This is a genomic window from Saccharothrix syringae (genome assembly GCF_009498035.1).
In the GTDB taxonomy this organism is placed as follows: Bacteria; Actinomycetota; Actinomycetes; order Mycobacteriales; family Pseudonocardiaceae; genus Actinosynnema; species Actinosynnema syringae.
This window is the reverse complement of the sequence record NZ_CP034550.1, coordinates 7,236,105-7,260,103: the sequence shown is the minus strand read 5'-3', so window position 1 is coordinate 7,260,103 and position 23,999 is coordinate 7,236,105. Positions and strand designations below refer to the sequence as shown.

At 74.3% G+C, this 23,999-nt stretch carries 23 protein-coding genes; 15 read left to right on the top strand and 8 right to left on the bottom strand.

What is annotated here, in order from left to right; all coding sequences use genetic code 11:
• Positions 1–18 precede the first annotated feature (18 nt).
• From EKG83_RS30735 to mdlC, 4 genes are read left to right on the top strand one after another with little or no spacing between them, the layout of a single operon-like run.
• A complete protein-coding gene (locus EKG83_RS30735) occupies positions 19–2,529 on the top strand; it encodes an amino acid adenylation domain-containing protein (RefSeq protein WP_051766176.1) in 2,511 nt (836 codons plus the stop codon).
• Complete coding sequence (locus EKG83_RS30730; protein ID WP_033432018.1) at positions 2,526–3,782, top strand: hypothetical protein; 1,257 nt, start codon at positions 2,526–2,528, stop codon at positions 3,780–3,782. Before EKG83_RS30735 ends, EKG83_RS30730 begins: the two co-directional genes overlap by 4 nt.
• A gap of 10 nt (positions 3,783–3,792) precedes the next feature.
• Positions 3,793–4,683 carry a prephenate dehydrogenase dimerization domain-containing protein gene (locus tag EKG83_RS30725; RefSeq protein ID WP_033432017.1) on the top strand — a complete coding sequence of 297 codons (891 nt, stop codon included), beginning with the start codon at positions 3,793–3,795 and terminating at the stop codon, positions 4,681–4,683.
• A 6-nt stretch (positions 4,684–4,689) separates the two neighbouring features.
• Complete coding sequence (gene mdlC, locus EKG83_RS30720) at positions 4,690–6,300, top strand: benzoylformate decarboxylase (protein ID WP_033432016.1); 1,611 nt, start codon at positions 4,690–4,692, stop codon at positions 6,298–6,300.
• Position 6,301: 1 nt separating this feature from the next.
• On the opposite strand, the gene EKG83_RS30715 is transcribed toward mdlC, so the two are convergent.
• Both EKG83_RS30715 and EKG83_RS30710 read right to left on the bottom strand, forming a co-directional pair.
• On the bottom strand, positions 6,302–7,186 hold the full coding sequence (locus tag EKG83_RS30715) for an SDR family NAD(P)-dependent oxidoreductase (protein WP_211269145.1): 885 nt from the start codon (positions 7,184–7,186) through the stop codon (positions 6,302–6,304).
• Positions 7,187–7,301: 115 nt separating this feature from the next.
• Positions 7,302–7,853 (bottom strand): TetR/AcrR family transcriptional regulator, encoded by a 552-nt coding sequence (locus EKG83_RS30710; protein ID WP_051766175.1) that lies wholly within the window; start codon positions 7,851–7,853, stop codon positions 7,302–7,304.
• Between the two features lie 190 nt (positions 7,854–8,043).
• On the opposite strand from EKG83_RS30710, the gene EKG83_RS30705 reads away from it, so the two are divergent.
• From EKG83_RS30705 to EKG83_RS30670, 8 genes are read left to right on the top strand one after another with little or no spacing between them, the layout of a single operon-like run.
• Positions 8,044–9,399: a DegT/DnrJ/EryC1/StrS family aminotransferase gene (locus EKG83_RS30705; protein ID WP_033432014.1), complete on the top strand. Its 1,356-nt coding sequence runs from the start codon at positions 8,044–8,046 to the stop codon at positions 9,397–9,399.
• Positions 9,396–10,247, top strand: a complete 852-nt coding sequence (locus tag EKG83_RS30700) for a transketolase (RefSeq protein WP_228122282.1) — start codon at positions 9,396–9,398, stop codon at positions 10,245–10,247. The genes EKG83_RS30705 and EKG83_RS30700 overlap by 4 nt, the downstream gene beginning before the upstream one ends.
• Complete coding sequence (locus EKG83_RS30695; protein WP_051766174.1) at positions 10,244–11,221, top strand: transketolase family protein; 978 nt, start codon at positions 10,244–10,246, stop codon at positions 11,219–11,221. The genes EKG83_RS30700 and EKG83_RS30695 overlap by 4 nt, the downstream gene beginning before the upstream one ends.
• Positions 11,222–11,261: 40 nt before the next feature.
• Complete coding sequence (locus tag EKG83_RS30690; RefSeq protein WP_033432013.1) at positions 11,262–11,441, top strand: lysine biosynthesis protein LysW; 180 nt, start codon at positions 11,262–11,264, stop codon at positions 11,439–11,441.
• A gap of 2 nt (positions 11,442–11,443) precedes the next feature.
• Positions 11,444–12,286, top strand: a complete 843-nt coding sequence (gene lysX, locus EKG83_RS30685) for a lysine biosynthesis protein LysX (protein WP_033432012.1) — start codon at positions 11,444–11,446, stop codon at positions 12,284–12,286.
• A complete protein-coding gene (gene argC, locus EKG83_RS30680) occupies positions 12,283–13,320 on the top strand; it encodes an N-acetyl-gamma-glutamyl-phosphate reductase (RefSeq protein ID WP_033432011.1) in 1,038 nt (345 codons plus the stop codon). Before lysX ends, argC begins: the two co-directional genes overlap by 4 nt.
• Positions 13,321–13,333: 13 nt before the next feature.
• Positions 13,334–14,143, top strand: coding sequence for a [LysW]-aminoadipate kinase (locus EKG83_RS30675; protein WP_033432010.1), 810 nt, complete (start codon positions 13,334–13,336; stop codon positions 14,141–14,143).
• Positions 14,140–15,183 carry a M20/M25/M40 family metallo-hydrolase gene (locus tag EKG83_RS30670; RefSeq protein ID WP_033432009.1) on the top strand — a complete coding sequence of 348 codons (1,044 nt, stop codon included), beginning with the start codon at positions 14,140–14,142 and terminating at the stop codon, positions 15,181–15,183. Before EKG83_RS30675 ends, EKG83_RS30670 begins: the two co-directional genes overlap by 4 nt.
• Before the next feature lie 115 nt (positions 15,184–15,298).
• Here the strand turns inward: EKG83_RS30670 and EKG83_RS30665 are convergent, their stop codons facing one another.
• The 5 genes from EKG83_RS30665 to EKG83_RS30645 form a co-directional block, all read right to left on the bottom strand.
• Positions 15,299–15,670, bottom strand: a complete 372-nt coding sequence (locus tag EKG83_RS30665; RefSeq protein ID WP_084716601.1) for a transposase — start codon at positions 15,668–15,670, stop codon at positions 15,299–15,301.
• The gene (locus tag EKG83_RS48480) at positions 15,667–16,107 is read right to left on the bottom strand and encodes a helix-turn-helix transcriptional regulator (RefSeq protein ID WP_211269144.1); all 441 of its coding nucleotides are present in this window, start codon (positions 16,105–16,107) and stop codon (positions 15,667–15,669) included. The genes EKG83_RS30665 and EKG83_RS48480 overlap by 4 nt, the downstream gene beginning before the upstream one ends.
• A 267-nt stretch (positions 16,108–16,374) precedes the next feature.
• Positions 16,375–16,608, bottom strand: a complete 234-nt coding sequence (locus EKG83_RS30655; RefSeq protein ID WP_033432008.1) for a phosphotransferase — start codon at positions 16,606–16,608, stop codon at positions 16,375–16,377.
• A 31-nt stretch (positions 16,609–16,639) separates the two neighbouring features.
• Positions 16,640–18,685 carry an AfsR/SARP family transcriptional regulator gene (locus EKG83_RS30650; protein ID WP_228122956.1) on the bottom strand — a complete coding sequence of 682 codons (2,046 nt, stop codon included), beginning with the start codon at positions 18,683–18,685 and terminating at the stop codon, positions 16,640–16,642.
• 178 nt (positions 18,686–18,863) lie between these two features.
• Positions 18,864–19,145, bottom strand: coding sequence for a chorismate mutase (locus EKG83_RS30645; RefSeq protein ID WP_033432007.1), 282 nt, complete (start codon positions 19,143–19,145; stop codon positions 18,864–18,866).
• A gap of 211 nt (positions 19,146–19,356) precedes the next feature.
• On the opposite strand from EKG83_RS30645, the gene EKG83_RS30640 reads away from it, so the two are divergent.
• The 3 genes from EKG83_RS30640 (at position 19,357) to EKG83_RS30630 (ending at position 21,763) form a co-directional block, all read left to right on the top strand.
• Positions 19,357–19,962 (top strand): response regulator transcription factor, encoded by a 606-nt coding sequence (locus tag EKG83_RS30640; RefSeq protein WP_033432006.1) that lies wholly within the window; start codon positions 19,357–19,359, stop codon positions 19,960–19,962.
• A gap of 348 nt (positions 19,963–20,310) precedes the next feature.
• Complete coding sequence (locus tag EKG83_RS30635; protein ID WP_033432005.1) at positions 20,311–21,093, top strand: AfsR/SARP family transcriptional regulator; 783 nt, start codon at positions 20,311–20,313, stop codon at positions 21,091–21,093.
• Positions 21,094–21,157: 64 nt separating this feature from the next.
• Entirely contained in the window at positions 21,158–21,763 is a 606-nt protein-coding gene (locus tag EKG83_RS30630; RefSeq protein ID WP_033432004.1) for a response regulator transcription factor, read from the top strand.
• Between the two features lie 139 nt (positions 21,764–21,902).
• On the opposite strand, the gene EKG83_RS30625 is transcribed toward EKG83_RS30630, so the two are convergent.
• Positions 21,903–23,996: a histidine kinase gene (locus EKG83_RS30625; protein WP_194282951.1), complete on the bottom strand. Its 2,094-nt coding sequence runs from the start codon at positions 23,994–23,996 to the stop codon at positions 21,903–21,905.
• Positions 23,997–23,999 lie beyond the last annotated feature (3 nt).

Here is a 23,999-nt window from a genome sequence, read left to right as displayed (position 1 = left end):
CGACGGAGGAGGAGAGCAGTGCCCGACCCGACGCACCTGACCGACCGCGCCTGGCTGGTGTCGGGCGAGCCCGACCTCGCGCGGGCCCGGCGGCGACTCGCCGCGGCCCACCCGTCACCGCACCTGACCTCGTACGACCTGTCCCGCGTCGAGGGCGGGTACTCGTTCGCGGGCGAGGACCGGTCGGCGGCCTGCTGGGGTGAGCTGGTCCGCGCCGAGGTCGAGGCGGCCAAGGCCGACCCGGCCACCCCGGCGCGGGTCACCCTGGCCAAGCTCGCGCCCCGCCGCTACCTCGCCGTCGTGGTCACCAGGGGCGGTGCCGACCCCCGTGCGGTGCTGTCGCTGGTGCTCGACCCCGACGCACCCGAACACCCCGGCGTGCCCGAGCAGCGCGCCACCTCGGCGATCCCCGCCGTGGAGCTGCCCGCGGCCCTGCGCGGCGGGGGACGGGCGTCCGGCTCGGCGGGCACGCTGGTCCGGCCGTGCGCCCCGGTGACCGGCTTCGCGGCCGCGGCGGGCGTGTCCGCGCCGGCCGTGCTGGCCGCCGCCGTCGCCGTGCTGCTGGCGCGCTACCGGGGCACCCCGGACGTGGACCTCGTGGTGTCGGCGCCCGACCCGGTGCTGGTGCCGGTGCGCGTCGACGAGCGGGCCTACGCGATGGACCTGGTCCGCGAAGTCCAGCGGGCCCTCGACCACGCAACGCCCGTGCCGCCCGGCCTCGGCGCCACCGTGGCCGTCTCCTGCCACGACGACACCGAACCCGAGGCCATCGGGTCGTGCACGGTCACGCCGGTGCACGTCTCCGACGGCCGCGCCACCCACGAACTCGCCATCGCGCTCACCGCCGCCGGCGAGCTGCGCATCGACCACGACGCCGGGCTGTTCGACACCCGGGCGGTGTTCCTGGCCGCCAACCGGCTCGTCGCGGTGCTGGCCGACCTCACCGCCGACCGCGCCGTGCACGACGTCCTCGCCCTCACCGCCGACGAGCGCGACGCGGTGGCCGCGTGGTCGCGGGGGCAGGAGCAGGCCGTCGAGGACACCTGCCTGCACACCCTCGTCGAACGCCACGCCGCCGCCACGCCCGACGCCGTCGCGGTCGTCTGCGGCGAGGACCGCCTGACCTACGGCGAGCTGAACGCCCGCGCCAACCGGATCGCGCACCGCCTGCGCGCGTCGGGCATCGGCGCCGACGACCTGGTGGCCGTGCTCGCCGACCGCGCCGCCGGCTCCATCGCGTCGATGCTGGGCGTGCTCAAGTCCGGCGCCGCGTACGTGCCGGTCGAGCCGTCCTACCCGGCCGAGCGCATCCGGCACGTGCTCGCCGACTCCGGCGCGCGCGCCGTGGTCGCGCACCGGCCGTTCGACGCGCCCGTGCCCGTGATCTCGCCCGACGACTGCGCCGGGCAGCCGGAGCACGACCCCGGGGTCGCGGTCGACCCGGCCGACCTCGCCTACCTGATCTACACCTCCGGCTCGACCGGCGTGCCCAAGGGCGTCGCGGTCAGCCACCGGGCGATCGTGGTCTCCACGCACGCCCGCGGCGTCGGCGGACCGCCGCCCGAACGCGACCTGGTGACCATGCCGCTGTGCTTCGACGGCGCCGCGGGCGGCCTGTACTGGACGCTCACCGGCGGCGGCACCGTCGTGCTGCCGACCGAGGTCGAGGCGCACGACCTGCTGGCGCTGCGCGCGTTGCTGCTGCGCACCCGGGTCACGCACGTCCACTCGGTGCCCTCGCACTACGGCCTGGTCCTGCAGGCCGCCGGCGGCGAGGGGCTGGAGCAGCTGCGGCTGGTGTCCGTCGGTGGCGAGCCGATGCCGCCCAAGCTGGTCGCCTGGCACCTGTTCGACTGCCCGGAAGCGGTGCTGCTCAACGACTACGGGCCCACCGAGTGCGCGGTGTGGGCCACCGCGCACGGCTGCGGCCTGCCCGACGCGACCGGCGCGAAGATCCCGATCGGCGGCCCGCTGCCCAACTACCGCGTGCACGTCCTGGACGGCAGGCTGCGCCCCGTGCCGCCCGGCCTGCCGGGGGAGATCTGGATCGGCGGCCCGGCCGTGGCCCGCGGCTACCACCGCAGGCCCGCCACCACGGCCGAGCGGTTCCTGCCCGACCCGTTCGGCGCGCCGGGCGACCGGCTCTACCGCACCGGCGACCGGGGCCTGTGGTCGGTCGAGGGCGAGCTGCACATCACCGGCCGGGTCGACAACCAGGTGAAGCTGCGCGGGTTCCGGGTCGAGCTGGGCGAGATCGAGGCCGCGGTGCGCAGGCACCGGTCGGTCGCGGACTGCGCGGTCACGGTGCGGACCGCGCCCAACGGCGTGGACCAGGTGCTCGCGTTCGTGGCCTCCCCGGACGCCGGGCTCACCGACGGCGACCTGCGCGGCGAGGTGGCCCGGCTGCTGCCGGCCTACATGCACCCGGACCGGTTCGTGGTGCTGCCCGAGCTGCCGCGCAGCCCCAGCGGCAAGCTCGACGCGCAGGCGCTGCGGAGCTTCGAGCTGGACCCGGTGGCGACACCATGACGGTCCTCGACTCCCGGCCCGCCGCCGGACCCGATCCCGCCGCAGCCGATCCCGCGGCACCCGATCCCGCCGCACCCGACCTCGTCGTGCCCGGTGCACCCGATCCCGCCGTCGACCCCCACACCACCGCCGTGGAGCTGCGCACCGCGCTGGAGGCGCACCCGCTGGTGGCCCGGGTCGCCGTCGTCCGGCAGGCCGACCGCACGGTCGCGGTCGTCGTGCCCCGCAGCGCGCCGGCCGCCCTCCCGGCGCGACCGCCGCGCATCGCCCAGCTGCTGGACCGGGCGGGCCGGCTGGCACCGCGGCGGGTGCTGCAGATCGGCATCGGCGACGTCGAGCTGCCCGCCTCGCTGTCCGCGCAGTGCACCGCCTACCGGCTGGTCGACCCCTCGCTGCCGAGGGTGTGCGACGTGCTCACCCGCCGCCCCGACCTGCGGCGGCGGATGACCGTGCGCGCCATCTCGTCGCTGGGCGACCTGCTGGCCGCGCCGGACCGGTACGACCTGGTCCTGGTCGACTTGGCCGCGCCCTCGCTGTCCACGGTGGACGTGCGGTCCGCGGTCGTCGGCTGGCTCCGGCTGGCCGGCGACCCCGGCGCGGTGCTCGTGGCGAACCTGCGCGACCCGAGGGTGGAGCGCCTGGCGAGCCGGGCCGGCACCACGCCGGGCGCCGCCGGGTGGTCACCGCCCGCGCTGCTGCGCAACCTGGCCGTCGGGCCCGGCGTGGAGGCCCACGCCTACCCGGCCCTGGACCTCACCGGCGACTTCGACGTGGTGCTGCGCCGGGCGGGCGCGGGCCACCGGACGCCGATGCTGCGCTGGAACCGGGAGGTGCAGTCGCCCGAGCACCTGGCGCGGCTGCTGGCCGTGCACTGCGTGGAGCGGGTCCGGCTGGTCGGCATCCCGCTCGCGGGTGTCGTCGACACCGCCCTGGCCCGGCGCGCGGACGTGCCGCACCCCGGCGCCGTCCGCTACGGCTACGGGCACGGCGTGGACTGGCGGGAGGTCGAGGCCATCGGCGCCGACCACGGCTACGAGGTGACCTTCGCGGCCCCGCTGACCGGCGCCGAGTACCACTTCGACGCGGTGCTCGAACGCTCCGGCGTGCCCGCCCGGCCGACCCCGCCCACCCCGGACCGGCTGGCACCGCGGTTGCGGCGGTGGCTCGCGCTGCGGGCCCCGGACATCGCGGACCAGGTGGACCTGGTGGTCCTCGGGGCGGACGAGTTGGCTGCGATCGCGAGGACGCCATGAGGGGGACGCCATGAAGCGCACGGTGGTGGTCGGCGGGGCCGGCGGCGTGGGCGGTCTGTTCGCGCGCCTGTGCCTGAGCCGGGGCCCGGTGGTGTCGGTCGACCTCCGACCGGCGTCCGCGGCGGGGGTCGACTCCGTCGTCGGTGACGCCCGCACACCCACCGCGGCCGTGCTGGACGCGATCCGGGCGGCCGACATCGTGGTCCACGCGCTGCCCGAGCACGTCGCCGTGGAGGCCGCCGCGGCCTGCGCCGGCGCGGTCCGGCCGGGCGCGCTGCTGGCGCAGACGCTGTCCGTGCAGCGCGGCGCCTGCCGCGACTTCACCGCGCTGGCCGAGGAGCGCGGTGCCGAGGTGTGCGGGCTCAACCCGATGTTCGCCCCGGCGCTCGGCTTCGCGGGCAACCCGGTGGCCGCGATCCGCGTGGTCGACGGCCCGCGCACCGCCGAGCTGCTGGACCTGGTCGCCGCCGCGGGCGCCGAGGTGGTGGAGCTGTCGGCCGACGCGCACGACCGGACCACCGCGGTGCTCCAGGTCGCGACGCACGCCGCGCTGCTGGCGTTCGGCACCGTCGTCGCGGACCACGTCGACCAGGGCGGCGACCCGGCCGAGCTGGTCGGGCTCGCGCCGCCGCCGCACCTGACCGCGTTGGCCATGACGGCCCGGATCAGCGGCGGCAACCCTGATGTTTACTGGGACATCCAGGCCGCCAACCCCTACGCGTCGGCCGCGCGCGCCGCGCTGGCGGAGGGGTTGCTGGCGCTGGACAAGCTCGCGTCGGTCGGTGACCGCGCGGGCTTCGCGGACCTGCTCGGCCGGATCGAGGACCGCCTCGACGGGCAGGCGCCGGGCCTGCGCGACCGGTGCGCGCGGCTGTTCGCGCTGCCGCGGGACGAGGGATGAGGGGACATGGACGAGGACACCGCCGTCGAGCAGGGTCGAACGGTTCGCGACGCCACCAGGGACCTGCTCCGCGCGTTGGGGTTGACCACGGTGTTCGGCAACCCCGGCACCACCGAGGTCGCCTTCCTCACCGACTGGCCGGACGACTTCCGGTACGTGCTGGGGTTGCAGGAGTCCGCCGTGGTGGCCATGGCCGACGGCTACGCGCACGCCGCGCGCCGGCCCGTGCTGGTGAACCTGCACTCGGCGGGCGGCCTGGGGCACGGCCTCGGGCACGTGTTCACCGCCCACCGCAACCGGACCCCGATGATCGTGCTGGCCGGGCAGCAGGTGCGCTCGCTGCTGCCGGACGACCCGTTCCTGGGTGCCACCGACGCGGTCGACTTCCCCAAGCCCTACGTGAAGTGGAGCTGCGAACCGGCCCGCGCGCAGGACGTGCCGGCCGCCATCGCGCGGGCCTACTACATGGCCACCCAGGCGCCGCAGGGCCCGGTGTTCGTGTCCGTGCCCGCCGACGACTGGGACGCCGAGGCCGGCCCGCCGGTCCCGGTGCGGCCGCGGGTGCCCGGTTTCGCACCGGACCCGCGGGTGCTCGACGAGCTGGTCACGGCGCTCGACGTGGCCCAGCGGCCCGGCATCGTGGCCGGACCCGCGGTCGACGAGGACGGCGCGGTGCCCGAGCTGGTCGCGCTGGCCGAGCGGATCGGCGCGGGCGTGTGGGCGAGCGGGGTGTCCGCGCGCTGCTCGTTCCCCGAGGACCACCCCCTGTTCCGCGGTTTCCTCAACCCGGAGCGGCGCGCCACCGCCGCCGCCCTGGCCGAGCACGACCTGGTGGTGGTGCTGGGCGCACCCGCGTTCACCTACCACGTCTACCGCGGCGAGTCCGACCTCCCGCTGCCGCCGCTGTTCCTGATCAGCGACGACGACGGCGTGCTGGCCAGGGCGCGCCACGGCGTCGGCCTGCGGGCCACCGCGAAGCTCGCCCTGACCGCGCTGACCGGGCGGGTGCGCCGGGTCGACCGCCCGCTGCCGGTGCCGCGCCCCCGACCGCCCCGCCCCGCCGAGACGAACCCGATCTCCGCCGGCCAGGTGTACTCGCTGCTGGCGGAACTGGTGCCGGACGACGCGATCGTGGTGGAGGAGACCCCCAGCCACCGCTCGCTGCTGCACGACCACCTGCCGATCACCGCGACCGACACCGGCTTCCTCACCACGGCCAGCGGCGCCCTCGGCTACGGCCTGCCGGCCGCGGTGGGCGCGGCCCTGGCGCGACCGGACCGCAAGGTGGTCGCCGTGATCGGCGACGGCTCGTCGATGTACGGCATCCAGGCGCTGTGGACGGCGGTGCGGGAACGGGCGGCGGTCGCGTTCGTCATCCTGGACAACTCGCGCTACTCGGCCGTGCACACCCTCGGCGCGGCCGCGGGCGGGCGCAACCTGCCCGGGGTCGACCTCGGCGGGCTCGACTTCGTCGCGCTCGCGGAGGGGATGGGGTGCGCGGCCCGGGCCGTCACCGACCCGGCCGGGCTGAAGGACGCGCTGGCCGACGCGCTGGCCGCCGACGAGCCCCGGCTGGTGCACGTGCGGATCGACCCGAACCCGCCGGCGATGTACTAGGTCACCGGGCCGGCTCGTCGACCGGCGCCAGCTCCCGGCTCAACCGCAGCACGGCCGCGGCCACCCGGGGATCGGTGGCCGGGCCGAACGGCGGCACGGGCCTGGCCGCCGGACCGACGACCACCCCGGTCCGGCCCTCCAGCGACGCGTCGGTGGCGGCGAAGACCGACGGCTTGGCCGCCACCGACGCGGGACCGGAGGTGGCGCGGTCGAACACCCGCCGGACCAGCGGCCAGAGCAGGCGCAGGCCCGGCGACACGATCCGGGGGTCGCGCATGGTGCCGTCGGTCATGTCCGTCGCGGCACCGCCGGGGTCCGCCGCGAACACCGAGACGCCGGTGCCGTCGAGCCGCCGGGCCAGGTCGAGGGTGTAGGCCAGGTTGGCGAGCTTGGCGCGGCCGTACCAGTGGAAGCCGTAGTAGCCACCGGGCGGCTCGACCGCGTCGAACACCCGCTTGGCCGTCCGGATCGAGCCCGAGGTCACGTTCACCACCCGGCTCGGCGCGCCGTCCACCAGCATGGGCAGCAGCAGCTCGGTGAGCAGGTACGGCGAGAGGTGGTTGACCGCGAAGCTCGCCTCGATGCCGTCGACCGAGTCCAGCCGGTCGGGGAACATCGCCCCGACGTTGTTGACCAGCACGGCCGGCGGCCCCTCGGCCGCGATCCGCCCGGCCAGCGCGCGCACCGCGCCCAGCGAGGCCAGGTCGGCGGCCAGGAACCGGGCCCGGTGCGCCGGTGCCGCGCCGTCGATCCGCTCGACCGCGCGGGCACCGCGCCCGGCGTCCCGCCCCACCACGGTGACCTGGAAACCGGCCGCGGCCAGCCCCACCGCCGTCTCCAACCCGATGCCCGCCGTCCCCGCCGTGACCACTGCCCTGCGCACCACTGCCCACTCCGTCCAGTAACCGGATACCTATCCGCTTGGTGCCACCGTAGCAGAAGTGGATAGCTATCCGGTTAATGCGGCGCGAGGGGGCCGCGAGTGCGCCCGGAGGCAGGGGTCAGCGCGGTCGCAGGCCGCCGAGGAGGACGTCCAGGTACAACCCGGCATCACCGCCGGCGCCCACGGCGTGCTGCACGCCGCACACCAGGCGCCGCACGTCGTCGGCGTCGAGGTCCGACCGGATGGCGCCGACCTCGCGCGCCCGGTCGAGCAGCCGCGTCACGGCACCGTCCAGCTCGGACTTCAGCGCCGCGGCCGCGCCCTCGGCGCGGTCGGCCGACTCCAGCACGGCCGCGAACCCGGCGTCCGCCGTCACCAGGTCGAGCGCGAACCGCAGCAGGGAGCGCAGCCCGCGCGCCGGGTCGTCGTCCCCGGCCGCCGCCCGCGCCCGGTCCACCAAGGACCGGAAGCGCTCCGTCACCAGGGCTTCCAGCAGGGCGTGCCGGGTGGGGAAGTGCCGGTACACCGTGCCGACGCCGACCCCGGCGAGCTTGGCGATGGCGTTGAGCTGGAGCGAGTCGTCCCCGGCGGCCAGCCGCTCCCGGGCCGCCTCCAGCACCCGTTCGCGGTTGCGCGCCGCGTCCGCGCGCAGCGGTCCTCCCCGAGCCACGACCCCAGCATAACCACCCGCGCCGCCGGAAAACGCGGCGAGGTAATTCGCCACTGATACCGCGACGAGAGCGCGGAAATTTATCGTCGACCGAGGACCGGCGCCCACAGCGCCACTGGACGACTCTTCGAAAAAATCCCCGGCGCGACGCGGAACGCATCGTCGCCCGTTCGTGGTGAGAGGAAGAGATATGAAGGCGGAGCTGGCGATGTTCGGCGGCAAACCCGCGGTGCGGCCGGAGTACCGACGGCTGGAGTGGCCGGTGGTGACCGACGCCGAGCGCGAGGCCGTGCTGCGGGTCCTGGACCACCGGAAATTCACCGTCGGCGCCAAGAACGAGCCGGAGATCCACGGCCTGGAAAGCGAGTGGGCGGAGTTCTGCGGCACCCGCCACGCCGTCGCGGTGAACAGCGGCACGGTCGCGTTGGAACTCGCCCTCACCGCGCTGGGCATCCAGCCCGGCGACGAGGTCATCGTCCCGGCCCTGAGCTACGTGGCCACCGCCATGGCGCCGCTCTACCAGCTCGCGATCCCGGTCTTCGTCGACATCGACCCGGTCACCTTCAACATCGACGTCACCAAGATCGAGGAGAAGATCACCAACCGGACCAGGGCGATCGTGCCCGTCCACCTCGGCGGCCTGCCCGCCGACATGGACGAGATCCGGGCGCTGGCGCGCAAGTACGACCTGCTGGTCGTCGAGGACGCCGTGCAGGCGCAGGGCGGCACCTACCGCGGCGAGCGGATCGGGTCGCTGGGCAACGTCGCCTGCTGGAGCCTCAACGTCGAGAAGAGCATCCCGACCTGCGGCGAGGGCGGCCTGGTCACCACCGACGACGAGGAGGTCGCCGAGCGCATCCGCAGCCTGCGCATCCTCGGCGAGGACCTGAGCACCGAGGAGCGCCTGTACGTCTCGGCGACCCGGGGCTCGAACCTCAAGCTCAGCTCGGTGCTCGCCGCGTTCACCCGCGCCCAGCTCGCCAGCTTCTGGGACTACCAGGCCAAGCGCGACCACAACATCCCGGTCTTCCTCGACCGGCTGGCCCAGCTGCCCGGCATCGTGATCCCCACCGTGCCCGCCGACCGCACCCACATGTGGCACATGCTGCGCTTCCGCTTCGACCCCGAGGCCGCCGGCCTGCCGGGCGTCACCGCGGGCCGCTTCCGCCAGGCGCTGCGCCGCGCGCTGCTGGCCGAGGGCGTGCCGCTGACCCACTACCAGATCATCCCGCTGCCCGGCCAGCCCGTGTTCCAGAAGCAGGACGCCTACGGCCAGGGCTACCCGTGGTCGCTGCCGGGCACCAACCCGCAGCGCTACGACCTGGCCGACTACCCGGTCACCTGCCAGGTCATCGAGGACTCGCTGTGCCTGCGCCGCATGCACCTCAACCCGGACGCGGGCCCCGCGCTGGACGAGTACGCCGACGCGTTCGAGCGGGTCTGGCAGCACCTGGACGTGGTGGGCCGCTTCGCCCGCTCGCTGGACTACCAGCCGCCGTGGACGGCGGTCCCCGGCTACGAGCCCACCGCGGCGGGTGTCGCGTGACCGTGCAGACCGCCGACGCGCTCGTCGGCGTCGACGTCGACCTGGTCGAGCTGGAGGGGAGGGCGCTGGCCGTGCGGGAGCACGTGCTGGCGCTCGGCGCCACGCCGATCGGCACGCACGTCGGCGGTTCGCTCTCGGCGGCGGACATCCTGGTCGCGCTGTACTTCGACGTCCTGCGGGTGCGCCCGGACGAGCCGAGGTGGAGCGGTCGCGACCACTTCCTGCTCAGCAAGGGGCACGCCGGCGCCGCGCTGTACGCGACGCTGGCCGAGCGGGGCTTCCTGCCGACCGCCGAGCTGGCCGGGTACGGCAGGCCCGGCAGCAGGCTGATGGCCCACCCGACGCTCGCCGTGCCCGGGGTCGAGTTCGCCACCGGGTCGCTGGGCCACGGCCTGTCGCTCGGCGTCGGCCTGGCCCTGGCCGCGCGGCGGGCGCTGCGCCCCAACCGGGTCTACGTGCTGCTCGGCGACGGCGAGCTCCAGGAGGGCTCGGTGTGGGAGGCGGCGATGTCGGCCGCCCACTTCGGCCTGGACAACCTGACCGCCGTGGTCGACCGCAACCGCCTCCAGATCAACGGGTCCACCGAGGACCGGATGGCGTTGGAGCCGCTGACCGACAAGTGGCGCGCGTTCGGCTGGAACGCGTCCACCGTGGACGGTCACGACTTCGCGGAGCTGGTGCCGGCCCTGCGGTCCGCGCCCGGCTCGGGGCGCCCCACCGTGCTGATCGCCGACACCGTCAAGGGCCGCGGCGTCCGGCACCTGGAGCACCGCAAGCAGGGTCACTTCGCCAAGCTCAGCCAGGCCGCCTACGAACGGGCGCTGGCGGCCCTGCGGGCGGCGGCATGAGCGGGCCCGCGGTCGCGGCGGCGCCGGCGTCCGACCGCGCCGCCTACCGCGAGACGCTGCTGGAGCTGGCGCGCGCGGACAGCCGGATCTGGTGCGTCGACTCGGACACCGGCGGGCTGGAGAAGCTGTTCGAGACCGAGCTGCCCGACCAGTACGTCGACCTGGGCATCGCCGAGGCCAACCTGATGTCGGTCGGCGCGGCGCTGGCGAGCACCGGCGTGCTGCCGTTCGTCAACACCATGGCCGCCTTCGCCTCGGCCAGGGCGTTGGAGCAGGTCAAGGTCGACATCGCCTACCACTCGCTGCCGGTGCGCATCGTGGCCACGCACTCGGGGTTCTCGGCCGCCCACCTGGGGCCGACGCACCACGCGCAGCAGGACCTGGCGGCCATGCGGGCCCTGCCCGGCATGACCGTGATGACCCCGGCCGACGCGGCCGAGACCGCCCGCATGGTCCGGGCCGCGGCGTACCTGCCGGGACCGGTCTACATCCGGATCGGCCGCGCCGAGACCGACCCCGTCTACTCCGGTGAGGCGGAGTTCACCGTGGGCCGCGCGGTCGAGCTGCGCTCCGGCGGCGACGTCACGATCGTGGCCGCCGGGTCCTACCCGGTGCTGTTCGCGGTCGAGGCGGCCGAGCGGCTGGCCGCGCTCGGCATCGGGGCGACCGTGCTGAACATGCACACCATCAAGCCGCTGGACGTGCCGGCACTGGTGCGCGCGGCGGCCACCACGGCGGGCATCGTGACCGTCGAGGACCACTCCGTGCTCGGCGGGCTGGGCGGCGCGGTCGCGGAGGCGACCGCCGCGCACTACCCGACCAGGGTGCTCCGGGTCGGCGCGGCGGATGCGTTCTGCTCCCGCCCCGGCTCCCACCGCGAGCAGCTCAAGGCCGCCGGGGTCTCCCCGGAGCACGTCGTCGCCGCCGCCAGAGCCGTGGTGCGCGGCCGCTCGGAGTTGGACGTCCACGCGTGAACATCCACTGTGGACGAAGTGTCGAAAGGAGAAGTGGGTCATGACAACCGCAACCGCGAGCACCTGCCCCGACTGCGCCGAGGCGGTACCGGTCCCCGACGGCCTGCGCGTCACCTCGATCGTCGTGTGCCCGGCCTGCAAGGTCGAGCTCGAACTCATCGGGGTCGACCCGGTCGAGTTCGCGCTGGCGCCCGAGATCGAGGAAGACTTCGGGGAGTAGCGGTGCTGGCCGTCCTGACGACCCGCGTCCGCCTCGAAGAGCGGATGATCTTCTCCGCGCTGGAGCGGCGCGGCATCCCCTACCAGGCCGTCGACGACCGCACCCTGGTCACCGACCTGGAGATCGGGCCGGAGGCGCGCTACCGCGGGGTGTTCAACCGGATCATGTCGCACACGCGCAGCGTGTACGCCGCTCGGCTGTTCGAGGCCGCGGGTCTCCGGGTGGTCAACTCCAGCCAGGTCATCGAGACCTGCGGCGACAAGGTCCTGACGTCGCTGGCGCTCGTCCGGGCCGGTGTGCCGACACCGCGCACGGTCGTCGCGATCACGCCGGACGCGGCGCTGCGGGCCATCGAGACCATCGGGTACCCGGCGGTGGTCAAACCCACCGTCGGGTCCTGGGGCCGGCTGCTGTCGAAGGTCAACGACCGGGACGCGGCCGAGACGCTGGTCGAGCACAAGCAGGCCATGAAGTCGCCCGCGCACTCGGTGTTCTACGTCCAGGAGCTGATCGACAAGCCGGGCCGGGACATCCGGGCGATCGTGCTCGGCGACGAGGTGGTGGCCGCGGTCTACCGGCGCTCGGAGCACTGGATCACCAACACCGCGCGCGGCGCGACCACCGAGCCGTGCCCGCTGGACCCCGACCTGGTCAAGCTCTCGCTCCAGGCGGCGCAGGCGGTCGGCGGCGGCATGCTCGCCGTCGACCTGATCGAGCGCTCCACCGGGGAACTGCTGGTCACGGAGGTCAACCACACCATGGAGTTCCACGGCCTGGCCGCGGTGGCCGAGGTGGACATCGCGGATCTCATCGTGGCGCACGTCGAGGAGGTGCTGTCCGGATGAAGACCGGCAGGGCAAGGGCGTCGGTGGTCGGCGGCGGCGGGTACATCGGCGGCGAGGTCGTCCGGCTGCTGCTCGGGCACCCGGAGGTCGAGCTGGCCCAGGTCACCTCGACCCGCCACCGGGGGCGACCGCTGCGCTCGGTGCACCCGAACCTGCGCGACCAGACCGACCTGACCTACGTGACCGACGACGAGGTCGAGGCGTGCGACGTCGTGTTCCTCGCCATGCCGCACGGCGCGTCGATGAAGTCCATCGACCGCTGGGCGGCGCTGGCACCCGTGGTGGTCGACCTCAGCGCGGACTTCCGGCTGGCCGACCACGAGCTGCGCGAGCGCTACTACCCGGGTCCGGCGCCGGACCCGATGTGGCTGTCGCGCTTCCGGACCGGCATCCCAGAGCTGAACCGCGACGCGCTGCGCGGGGCCAAGCACATCGCGGTGGCCGGCTGCATGGCCAACGCCGCGATCCTCGCCCTGCACCCGCTGGCCGCGGCGGGCCTGGTCGACGGCCCGGTGCTGGTCGACGCCCGGACCGGGTCCAGCGGCGGCGGCCGCACGCCCGACGAGGGCAGCCACCACCCGGAGCGCAGCGGCGCGCTGCGGATGGCCAAGCCGCACGGGCACCGGCACATCGCCGAGATCCAGCAGGCGTGCGGCGTGCCCGTGCGGATGTCGGTGACCGCGATCGAGGCCGTGCGGGGCGTGCAGGTGGCCTGCCACGTCACGCCCTCCCGCCCGATCACCGAGCGGGAGCTGTGGGCGGTCTTCCGCGCCGCCTACCGCGACGAGCCGTTCATCCGGCTGGTCCGGGAGCGCTCCGCGCTGCACCGCCTGCCCGAGCCGAAGATCCTCAGCGGCACCAACTTCTGCGACATCGGGTTCGCGCTCAACGCCGCGGGCGACCACCTCGTGGTGGTGGCCGCGATCGACAACCTGGTGAAGGGGGGTGCGGGCAATGCCGTCCAGTGCCTCAACATCGCCTCCGGCTGGGACGAGTCGGCCGGGCTCTCCTTCGCCGGGCTCCACCCGGTCTGAGCCCGAGCGCTACGTGATCAAGGTCGGCGGTTCGCTCGGCGACGACATGTCCCGGGCGTGCGCCGACATCGCCGCGCTGGTCGGGCAGGGCAGCTCCGTCGTCGTCGTGCACGGCGGCGGGGCCGAGTCCGACCGGGTCGCGCGCGAGCTGGGCCGCCCGCCCCGCTACCTGACCGCGCGCGACGGCAGGCGCAGCCGCTACACCGACGCGGCCGCGCTGGACGCGCTCACCCTGGGCATGCTCGGCCGGGTCAAGCCGCCGCTGGTGGTCGAGCTGCTGCGGCTGGGCGTGCGGGCGGTGGGCCTGTCCGGCGTCGACGGCGGCCTGGTCACCGCGCGCCGCACCCCGCCCGCCCGGGTGGTGCTCGACGGCGAGCCGCGGGTCGTGCGCGACGACCTGTCCGGGCGGATCACCTCGGTGGACCCGCACCTGGTGCGCACGCTGCTGGCGGGCGGCTACACCCCGGTCGTGTCGCCGCCCGCGCTGGACCCCGAGGTCGGGCCGCTCAACGTGGACGCGGACCGCTTCGCGGCCCGGCTCGCGGTGGCGCTCGACGCGGACTGGCTCATCGTGCTGTCCAACGTGCCCGGGCTGCTGCGCGACCCGGACGACCCGTCCAGCCTCGTGGCCGAGGTGCCGTGCGACGACCTGACCGCGCACCTGGAGCTGGCGGGCGGGCGGATGAAGGTGAAGCTGCGCAGCGCGGGCGAGGCCCGGCTGGCGGGCGTGCCGCACGTCGTCCTCGCCGACGGCCGGGGTCCATCACCCGTGCTCGCCGCCCGCGCGGGCACCGGAACGACGTTCGTCGGAGGAGCCGCATGACCACGCCGGAGACCCTGCTCAGGCAGATGGTGGACATCCCGTCGCCCTCGGGCGGTGAGGCGGCCCTGGCCGCCTACCTGGCCGAGGTGCTGCCCGACTTCGGCTTCGACAGCCACATCGACGAGGTCGGCAACGTCATCGGCAGGCGCGGCGACCCGTCCGGGCCGACCATCATCCTCATCGGCCACATGGACACCGTCCCGGACCAGCTCCCGGTGCGGCAGGAGGGCACCCTCCTGCACGGCCGGGGCACGGTCGACGCGAAGGGCCCGCTGGCCACCATGATCTGCGCGGCCGCGGCCGCGCGGGTCAGCGGTGTGCAGCTGGTCGTCGCCGGGGTGGTGGAGGAGGAGACGTTCGGCCGCGGCGCGACGCACCTGGCCGAGACGTTCCGGCCGGACGCGGGGTTCGTCGGCGAGCCCAACGGGTGGGCCGGCGTCGGCATCGGCTACAAGGGCCGGGTCATGCTCCAGTACGACGTCAGCAGGCCCTCGGTGCACACGGCGAGCCCCGAGGAGAAGGCCACCGAGGCCGGGGTGGCGTTCTGGAACGCGGTCACCGGCTACTGCGAGGAGGTGTCGACCAGCGAGAAGGCGTTCGAGCGGCCCATCGCGACGCTGGTGGGGATGGGCGGCACGATCGAGTCGGCCGCGCTGACCATCTCGGTCCGCACGCCGCCCGGGTTCGACCTGGACGCGTTCGAGCGCTTCCTGGCCGTGGCGGCGGGCGACGGCGTGCTGAAGATCGAGGACCGCACGCCGGCCACGCGCGTGGACACCGGGGGAGCGGTGGTGCGGGCCCTGTGCGCCGGCATCCGCGCCCGCGGCGCGCGGCCGAGGCTGAAGCTCAAGACCGGGACGGCGGACCTGAACATCGTCGAGCCGCGGTGGCGGGTGCCGATGGCGGTCTACGGGCCGGGTGATTCGAGCCTGGACCACACCGACCGCGAGCACATCGACCTGGTCGAGTACGCCACGGCGATCGACGTGCTGCGGGACGCGCTGGAGCGGCTGGCGGCGGAGCTGACCGGCGCGGCCTAGCCGTGCGCCGGAGGTGAGGTGGCCGGAAGCGGTGGGGTCTCCGGTCCGCGGTTCGGCGACCGGGCGGAGCCGCGGTACCGGAGACCCCCGCGCTGGAGGCTGTTCGGGATTGGGATCATGTGGTTGAGGTCGGGGTCTTCAGCCACGTGATCGCTCCTCGCAGGTGCGGTCCGGCCTCGTGGCTTTGCGGTGTCTTGTCGTAGCGGGTGGCCAGGCCGTGCCATGTCCTGATCTGCTGGAAGCAGCGTTCGACGGTGTTGCGCCGCCGGTAGCGCGCGGGATCCAACGAGACCGGCCGTCCTCCCGCGGAGCCCTTCTTCCGGTTGGCCCGCTGGTCGGCCTTCTCCGGGATCACCGCCGTGATCCGGCGGCAACGTGGGTAGGCCCGGTTGGCCTGGGAGGAGTACGCCCTGTCCGCGGGCGGGCCGGGGGTGAGCACGAACGCCAACCCGGCGGCGTCGACCGCGGCGTGGATCCTGCCGCTCACCCCGCGCCCCGAGCCCGGCCGGCACCCGCCGCGGCAACGGCCCCGTGACCGCCACCGACACGTGCGGCTCGATCAACGCCCACTCGGCATCGGTCGGACCACAACGCGCCACACCCGGGTTCCACCGGCCCTACCGGCGCACCACGGGATCTTGATCCGGAGTAGTGGGCGGCGAAGCAGGACGGCTGGGAGAACCCCCACCGCAGGTGGGCCATCGGGGTGGTGCCGAGGTGGCGCCGGAAGGCCGGTTGCACCGCGCGCACCGTCACGAAGCCGGCGGCGGCGATGTCGGCCACGGAGATGTCGCGGTGCGCGTTGGACTCGATGAACGCGATCGCCCGGCGCAGCGTGTCCGGCTGGGCGGCGACGTAGGAGTCCCCGGGCCGGTACGCGCGCTCGCCGTGCCGGTCCCGCCAACTGACGTGCCCGTTCAGCACGCGTCCGACGCAGACCGCCGTGCTCGCCGCGCACGGGCAGCCGGAACAGAGTGCCACACCCGCGGCGGCCGATGGCCGGTCCGCTCGGGCGTGTTCGAACAGGTGCCTGGTCGACCGGCTCCGGGCGGCCCGGTCGGCAGGCCGGTCGAGGTGCCCCCGGGCCACCCGGTCGGCCCGGGGCTGGTGCCCCGCGCCGGCCGGCGCGGACCCGCTCGATCCCGTCGAGCCGGACCGCGACCACGGCGTCGACCAGGCCCTCCGCCGAGGTCAGGCCGTAGGCGCCGGCGAACAGCTCCAGGCGCCGCCGCCGGTCGGGAGGGACGGGGTGGGCCGGCCACCGACGCACTCGGCGTAGTCCCAGCCGAGGACCCCGACCGGCCGCCCGTCCCGCCAGACCACGTTCCACGGCCCGAAGTCGCCGTGGCAGGCGACCTCGCCGCCGGCGGGCCCGGTCCCACCGGCGAAGAACCTGACCCGTCGGCGGGCACCGGGGTGGCGCATCCGGCAGCGGAACGCACCACCCCGTCACCGATCACGCCACGTGGTGGTCCGCCGCCACCCGCACCACCTGGTGGGGCAGTTGCAGCGGCACCGTCCTGATGTCCGCCAGGGCGCGCAGCCACGGCAGGTTCTCCCGCTCGTGTGCCAGCCACAGCTCGGCCAGGTGCGTCACGTCGTGCAGCAGCCCCTGGCCGATCCGCAGCACCCCGTCGGGCAGGGTGGTCGACTGGCCCACCGCGTGCGGGTCGAGCGCGCGGCGGGCCCGCGCGTCCAGCCAGGAGAAGACCTCGACCAGCCGGTCCAGCGCCTCCTCCAACTCGTCCGCCCCCAGCTCGTCGTCGGCGAGCTGCCGGGCCCGGATGCGGGTCAGCGGGTGGAACTCGTAGTGCGACCGGCCCAGCCGGTTCTCGCCGACCACGTCGATCAGCTGGTGGTCGGCGAGCCCGTCGAGCAGCCGCTGGGCCTCGCCCTCGGCCAGGTCCGCGACCGCCGCGGCCACCCACGTCGACAGGTGCGGCAGCTCCAGCGTGGCCAGCACCAGCCACAGCCGCCGCTCGGCGGGCGAGACCCGGTCGGCGGCCGCGGTCAGGCGGGCGCCGGTGTCGAGCGAGCCGTAGGTCAGCTCGGCCATCCGCCTGCCCTCGTCGGCGAGGTGGTCGGCGAACCGCTCCAGCCGGGTGGTGGGCCGGTTGTGCAGCCGGGCGCCCGCCGCGCGGATGGCCAGCGGCAGGTGCCCGCACAGCTCGACCACGGCCCGGGAGCTCTCCGGCTCGCGCGCGACCCGCTCGGCGCCGATCAGCCGGGACAGCAGCCGCACCGCGTCGGCCTGGTCGAGCCCGTCGACGCGGCGCGTGGTCACACCGGGGGTCTCGACCATGCCGGACTGGCTGGTGCACAGCACCACGCTCTCGCCGCCACCCGGGAGCAGCGGCTCGACCTGGGCGTAGTCCGCCGCGTCGTCGAGCAGGATCAGCAGCCGCTTGCCCGCGGTGATGCTGCGGAACAGCGTCGCCTGGTTGGCCAGGTCGGCGGGCACGCTGCGCTCCGGCGTCCCGAGCGCCTGGAGGAAGTTGCCCAGCACCGCCTGCGGCGTCAGGGGGGCGGTGCTGCCCTTGAGGTCCGCGTGGAGCTGGCCGTCGGGGAAGTGGTCCTGCGCCCGGTGGGCGGCGTGCACGGCCAGCGCCGACTTGCCGGTGCCGCCGCGGCCGACCAGGGCGATGATGGGCACGCCGCCGGCACGCTCGCGGCGCAGCTCGGCGTCCAGCCACTCCAGGTGGTCGGCCCGGCCGGTGAAGTCGCCGATGTCGGGCGGCAGCTGCGCCGGGATCTTCGCGGTGTAGCGGGCGCGCTGCGGCTGCGGCGAGGACACGGGGTGGCCGGCGATGATCCGGCGGTGCAGGTCCTGCAACCGCGCGCACGGGTCCAGGCCGAGGTTGCTGACCAGCGTGGCGCGCCCGGCCCGGTAGACCGCCAGCGCGTCGGCGCGGCGGTCGGACAGGTACAGCGCGGTCATCAGCCGCCCGCGCAGCTGCTCGCGCAGCGGGTGCTCCTCGACGAGCAGCCGCAGCTCGCTGATCAGCTCGCGGTGCCTGCCCATGGCCAGCTCGATGTCCAGGCACTCCTCCAGCACCGACAGCTCGCGCTCGGTCCAGTAGGCGGCGACCGCCTCGATGGCCGGGCTGTCCAGCTCGGCCAGCGGCCTGCCCCGGAACAGCGCCAGCGCGGCCCGGTACTGCTCGACCGCCCCGGCCAGGTCGCCGTCCTCGGCGCACTCGCGCCCGCGCAGCATGGCGCGCTCGAACAGCTGGGTGTCCAGGCAGCCGTCGGGCAGTCGCAGCAGGTAGCCGCCCCGGGTGGTCTCGATGAGGCCGTCGCCGCCCGCCTTCTTGAAGGCGCTGCGCAGCCGCCACACGCAGGTCTGGATCTGCTTGTCCGCGGTCACCGGCGGGGCGTCGCCCCACACGGCGTCGATGATGCGGTTGACCGAGACCACCTTGTTGGCCTCGGTCAGCAACACCGCCAGCACGGTCAGCTGCCGGTTCTTCGCGAGCTGGACCACGCGGTCGGCGATGGTCACCTGCAACGGACCCAGGATGCTGAAGAAAACGTCGTTATCGTTGTCAGGAGCGTGTTCCGTGCGCATGTTGCCCCCGCGTCATACCATTCGGGTGAATGACGAACCCGGCGGATCGTTTGTCACGCCGGACTGTTCCAGCGCGGGGTGGAACGGCACTTGAGCGCACCTCGAAGTGCTCTCAGCCCGCCCCGTCGATGATCTCGTCCTCCAGCCGGCACGCCTCGCTGATCAGCAACGACGCCAGCTCGGACATGAAGCCGGGCGACACGCCCAGGGCCCGGCCGCGCTCGGCGTAGGCGGAGCGCACGGCCGCGACGCGGTCCGGCTGCATCATCGGGATCCCCTCGGACTTCTTCACCAGGGCGACCTCCGAGCACACCCGGAGCCGGTCCGCGATCAGTGCGGCGATCTGCTCGTCCAGGCTCTCGATTCGTTCGCGGAAAGGGCGCAGGATCTCCATCCGACGAAAGTAGGTGCAACTACTCTCAGTGCGCTCTTGAAGGGTCAAGCGACGAACTCCCCGTACATCCCGTAACCGGGTCGCAACCCACCGTGCCGAGGCGGTGTCGAACCCGTTCGGCGCAGCGCCCGCCGCATCCGGTGCAACGGCATTGCAGGTCCGGTCGTCGGGTGAAAGACTCGGGCTCTTTGAACGACCCGTAGGGGGAACAATGATCAGGGTGCTCCTGGCCGAGGACGTGCGAATGGTCCGAGGTGCCTTGGTCGCCCTGTTGAACATGGAGCCGGACATGGAGGTCGTCGCCTCCGTCGAGAACGGCGACGAAATCATTCCGGCGGTGGAGCGCAACGAGCCCGACGTGGCCGTGCTGGATATCGACCTGCCGGGAATGGACGGCCTTTCCGCGGCGGTGCGGATCCACGAAGTGGCGCCGGCCACCAGGACGCTGATGCTCACCAGCCTGGGCAGACCCGGCACCCTGCGACGCGCCCTGTCCGCGCGGGTCAACGGGTTCATCCTCAAGGACGCGCCGATCAACGAGCTGGCCGACGCCATCAGGGGCGTCTCGGTGGGGCGCCGGGTCATCGACTCCCAGCTCGCGCTGTCCGCCTGGGACTCCGACGAGTGCCCGCTGACCCCGCGTGAGCTGGAGGTCCTGCGGCTCGCCGCGGACGGCGCGGACGCGATGGAGATCGCGGGCACCCTCTACCTGTCGGTCGGCACCATCCGGAACTACCTCACCACCGTCACCGTGAAGCTGGAGGCCCGCAACCGCGTCGACGCGGTGCGGATCGCGCGCAAGGCGGGTTGGCTCTAGCCGTTCACGGGTTAGGCGATCAGTCGGTGGGTTTTCCACCTCACCTCTCGTGGTCCGAGGTATTTGCGGTCGTCGACCGACCGACCTCCCGACCCATACGAATTTGCTATCACCGGGATGGGTTGTGCCTATTTCCTGGGGCGGTCCCGCGATGCGCCGGCATTGCTACCAACGGCACCCGGTCAACTACGCCACGTGTCGGCCGACAACACGTGAAGATTTCACCTCCGCCGGTATTGGGTCGTCACCCCGAACTGGTGGGCGGGTACGTGGCGGCACCCCGGCCCGCTCGGTTGAACTAGCGGTGCGCGAAAAAGGCGCCGGCCGCACTCGACTGGGGAGACTGGGATGGACATCGACGTATTAGGGCCGCTGGAGGTCCGGGAGAACGGCGTGTCCATCGCGCCGAGCGCGGCCAAGCCGCGCCAGCTCCTGGCGCTGCTCGGGCTCCAGGCCGGCCACGTGGTCACCGTGCCCGCCCTGGTCGAGGAGCTGTGGGGCACCACGCCACCGCGCAGCGCCCTGACGACGTTGCAGACCTACGTGCTCCAGATCCGCCGGCGCATCGAGGCGGCGGGCGCCGCCGCGGCCAAGGACGTGCTCGTCACCCGCTACGGCGGCTACCTGCTCGACACGCGCGGCGGCCGGCTCGACGCCACCGAGTACGAGCGGCTGGTCGACCAGGGGCAGCGCGCGCTGGCGGCGGGTGAGCTGGAGTCGGCGTCCACCCTGCTGCGCGCGGCGCTGGCGGTGTGGCGCGGCCCGGTGCTCGCCGACGTGCGCGCGGGCACGCGGCTGGCCGTGGAGGTCACCAGGCTGGAGGAGAGCAGGCTGGGCACCCTGGAGGCGCAGCTGGAGGCCGACCTGCGCCTGGGCAGGCACCACGCCGTGCTCGGGGACCTGGCGCTGCTGACCGCGCAGCACCCGCTGCACGAGAACTTCTGCGCCCAGCACATGCTCGCGCTCTACCGCTCGGGGCGGCAGGGCAGCGCGCTGGAGGTCTACCGCGCGCTGCGCGACCGGCTCGACCGGGAGCTCGGGCTGGCCCCCTCCGGCCGGCTGCGCAGGTTGCAGCGCGCCATCCTCGGCGACGACCCGGCCCTCGCACCGGTGGCGCAACTCGCCGGCTAGAACACCCGCGCCGGGCGCGCCCGGGCCGCTAGGGTGTGCGGATCAGGGGAGGGACGCGGCAGGGATGATCAGGGTTCTGCTGGCCGAGGACATGCACATGGTCCGTGGTGCGCTGGTTGCCCTGCTCGACCTCGAACCGGACATCGAGGTCGTAGCCGAGGTAGAGGCCGGTGACCAGATCGTGCCCATGGTCGAGCGCCACGCGCCCGACGTGGCGGTGATCGACATCGACCTGCCGGTCCTGGACGGGCTGACTGCGGCGGGCACCATCCGGCTGACCATGCCGGGCGTCCGCACGCTCATGCTCACCACCCTCGCCCGACCGGGCACGCTGCGCCGCGCCCTCGCGGCGGGCGTCGACGGCTTCATCCTCAAGGACGCGCCGCCCGAGGAGCTGGCCGCGGCGATCCGCGACGTGGCCGCGGGCCGCCGGTTCGTGGACAGCCAGCTCGTGCTGGCCGCCTGGGACCGCGGCAAGTGCCCGCTCACCGAGCGGGAGCTGGAGGTGCTCCGGCTCGCCGCGGACGGGACGGACGTGGGGGACATCGCGCTGGCCCTGTCGCTGTCGGTGGGCACGGTGCGCAACTACCTGACCGCCATCGTGGCCAAGCTCGGCGCGCGCAACCGGGTCGACGCGGTCCGGATCGCCGACGCCGCCGGGTGGTTGTGAAGGCGCACGCGGACCGGGCGCCCGACCGGGGTCGGGCGCCCGGCGGGTTCGAACGCGCGGCCGGGCTCGCCCGGCGCGGGGCGGAGCCGGGGGCAGGTGTGCGGCAGCACTCGGGCGTGAGGCGAGCCCAGCCCGCGGTTCAGGCGCGCGACAACGGAACCTCCGCCCGCAGCCGGTAGTGCCCGTCGGCCGAGGCGCCCGCGCTCAGCGTCCCGCCGACCTGCCCGACCCGCGCGACGAGGTCGTCCAGCCCGCCGCACGCCTCGGGCGCCCCGGCGGTGCCCCGGTCGACCACCCCGTCGTTCACGACCTCCAGCACCACCCGGTCCCGCCGCCGGACCAGCGTGATCCCGCAGCTGCGGCACTCGCTGTGCCGCAACAGGTTCGCCACGCCCTCCCGCAGCACCTTCGCCAGCAGGTTGCGCACCTCCGGCGGCAGGTCGCCCGGCTCCACCCGCAGCGCCACGTCCACGTTCGCCGCGGCCAGCAGCGCCCGCGCCGACGCGACCTCCTCGTCGAGCGACTTGTCCCGGTAGCTGGCCGCCACCGCGCGCACGTCGGTCAGCGCCCGCCGCGAGATGGCGAGGATGCCGGACAGCTCCTGCTGCGCCCGCTCGGGGTCGCGGCGCACCACGCGGTGGATCAGCTCGCACTTGAGCGTGATGGCGGACAGGCTGTTGCCGAGCAGGTCGTGCAGGCTCCGCGCGAACCGCAGCCGCTCCTCGGTGACGGCCAGGTGCACCAGGTCGGTGCGGACGTCGTGCAGCTTCTGCACCATCGACCGCAGCCGGGACAGCCCGAACACCACCAGCCCGTGGTTGATCGTCACCAGGAACCCGTAGCCGACGTCGATCGCGTCACCGCCGGACACCAGGTGGACGCTGCCCGCGCTGGCCACCACGGCGAGGAACACCGGTATCGCGGTCCGCGGGCGCAGCACCAGCAGCGCGGCCCCGGCCAGGAACCCGGTCATGCCCAGGAACGGGTTGTCGAACAGGGCGATCGGCAGGTAGGTCAGCACCGCCTGCAGGAGCAGGGCGGGCACGCCCAGCGGTGAGCGCACCGCACCGCCGAGGCGGCTGAAGAAGCCGACCATCAGCGCCAGCGACCCGGCGACGCACGCCCACGCGAGCAGGTGCTGCCACGGGTTGAGCGGGGCGACGAACACGAACACCGAGGTGTTGACGGCGTAGCCGGTGAACACCGCGCAGGTGATGAGCGTGCCCAGGCGCGGCGCCATGGCGGGCCCGCGGTCGGCGTGGTCCCGGTCGTCCGGCGAGTGCTCGTCGTCGGGGCGCAGCGGGATCGACGCGCGCAGGCGGTACTCGTCGCCGTCGGCGCGCGCGGTCAGGGTGCCGCCCAGCGCCTCGACGCGCTGGGTGAGGTTGCCGATGCCGTTGCCGTGGTCGGCGGTGACCGCGGCGCGCACGCCGTCGTTGGTCACCTCGATGGCCACCTCCCGCGCGGCGCGCGACACGGTGATCGAGCAGTGCTCGGCCTTGCTGTGCCGCAACAGGTTCGTCACCCCCTCGCGCAGCACGGTGGCCAGCACGGTGCGCACGCGCGGCGACAGGTCGGCCTGGCTGACGTCGGTCCGCAGGTCGACCGCGACCTCCGCGGCGGACAGCACGGACCGGGCGGAGGCCAGCTCGTCGTCCAGCGACAGCTCGCGGTAGCTCGACGCGACCGCGCGCACGTCCGCCAGCGCCTGCCGGGAGATGCCCAGCACCTCCTCGACCTCCTGCTCCGCGCGCTCGGGCTGGCGGGTGACCAGCCGGTGGGTCAGCTCGCACTTGAGCGTGATGGCGGACAGGCTGAAGCCGAGCAGGTCGTGCAGGTCCCGGGCGAAGCGCAGCCGCTCCCGGGTGACCGCGAGGCGCGCCAGCTCGGCCCGCGCGTCCTGCAGCTCGCGGACCAACGACCGCAGCCGGCTCAGCCCGTACACCGCCAGGCCCACCACCACGGTGAGGTTGGCGATGTAGGCGACCTCCAGCGGTACGCCGGTCAGCCGCGCCTGGACCAGGCCGGTGACCGCGGCGATCGCGGCGAACGTCGTCCAGCCCAGCGCGGGCCGGAGCACGAGCAGCGCGTCACCGGCGAGGAAGCCCGGCATGCCCGTCCAAGCCTCCCGGTAGAACGCCATGGGCACGAACACCAGACCGGCCTGCGCGGCCAGCGCGAGATAACCCGACCTACCCCGAACGGCCGCGCCCGGACGGCTGAAGAAACCCAATTG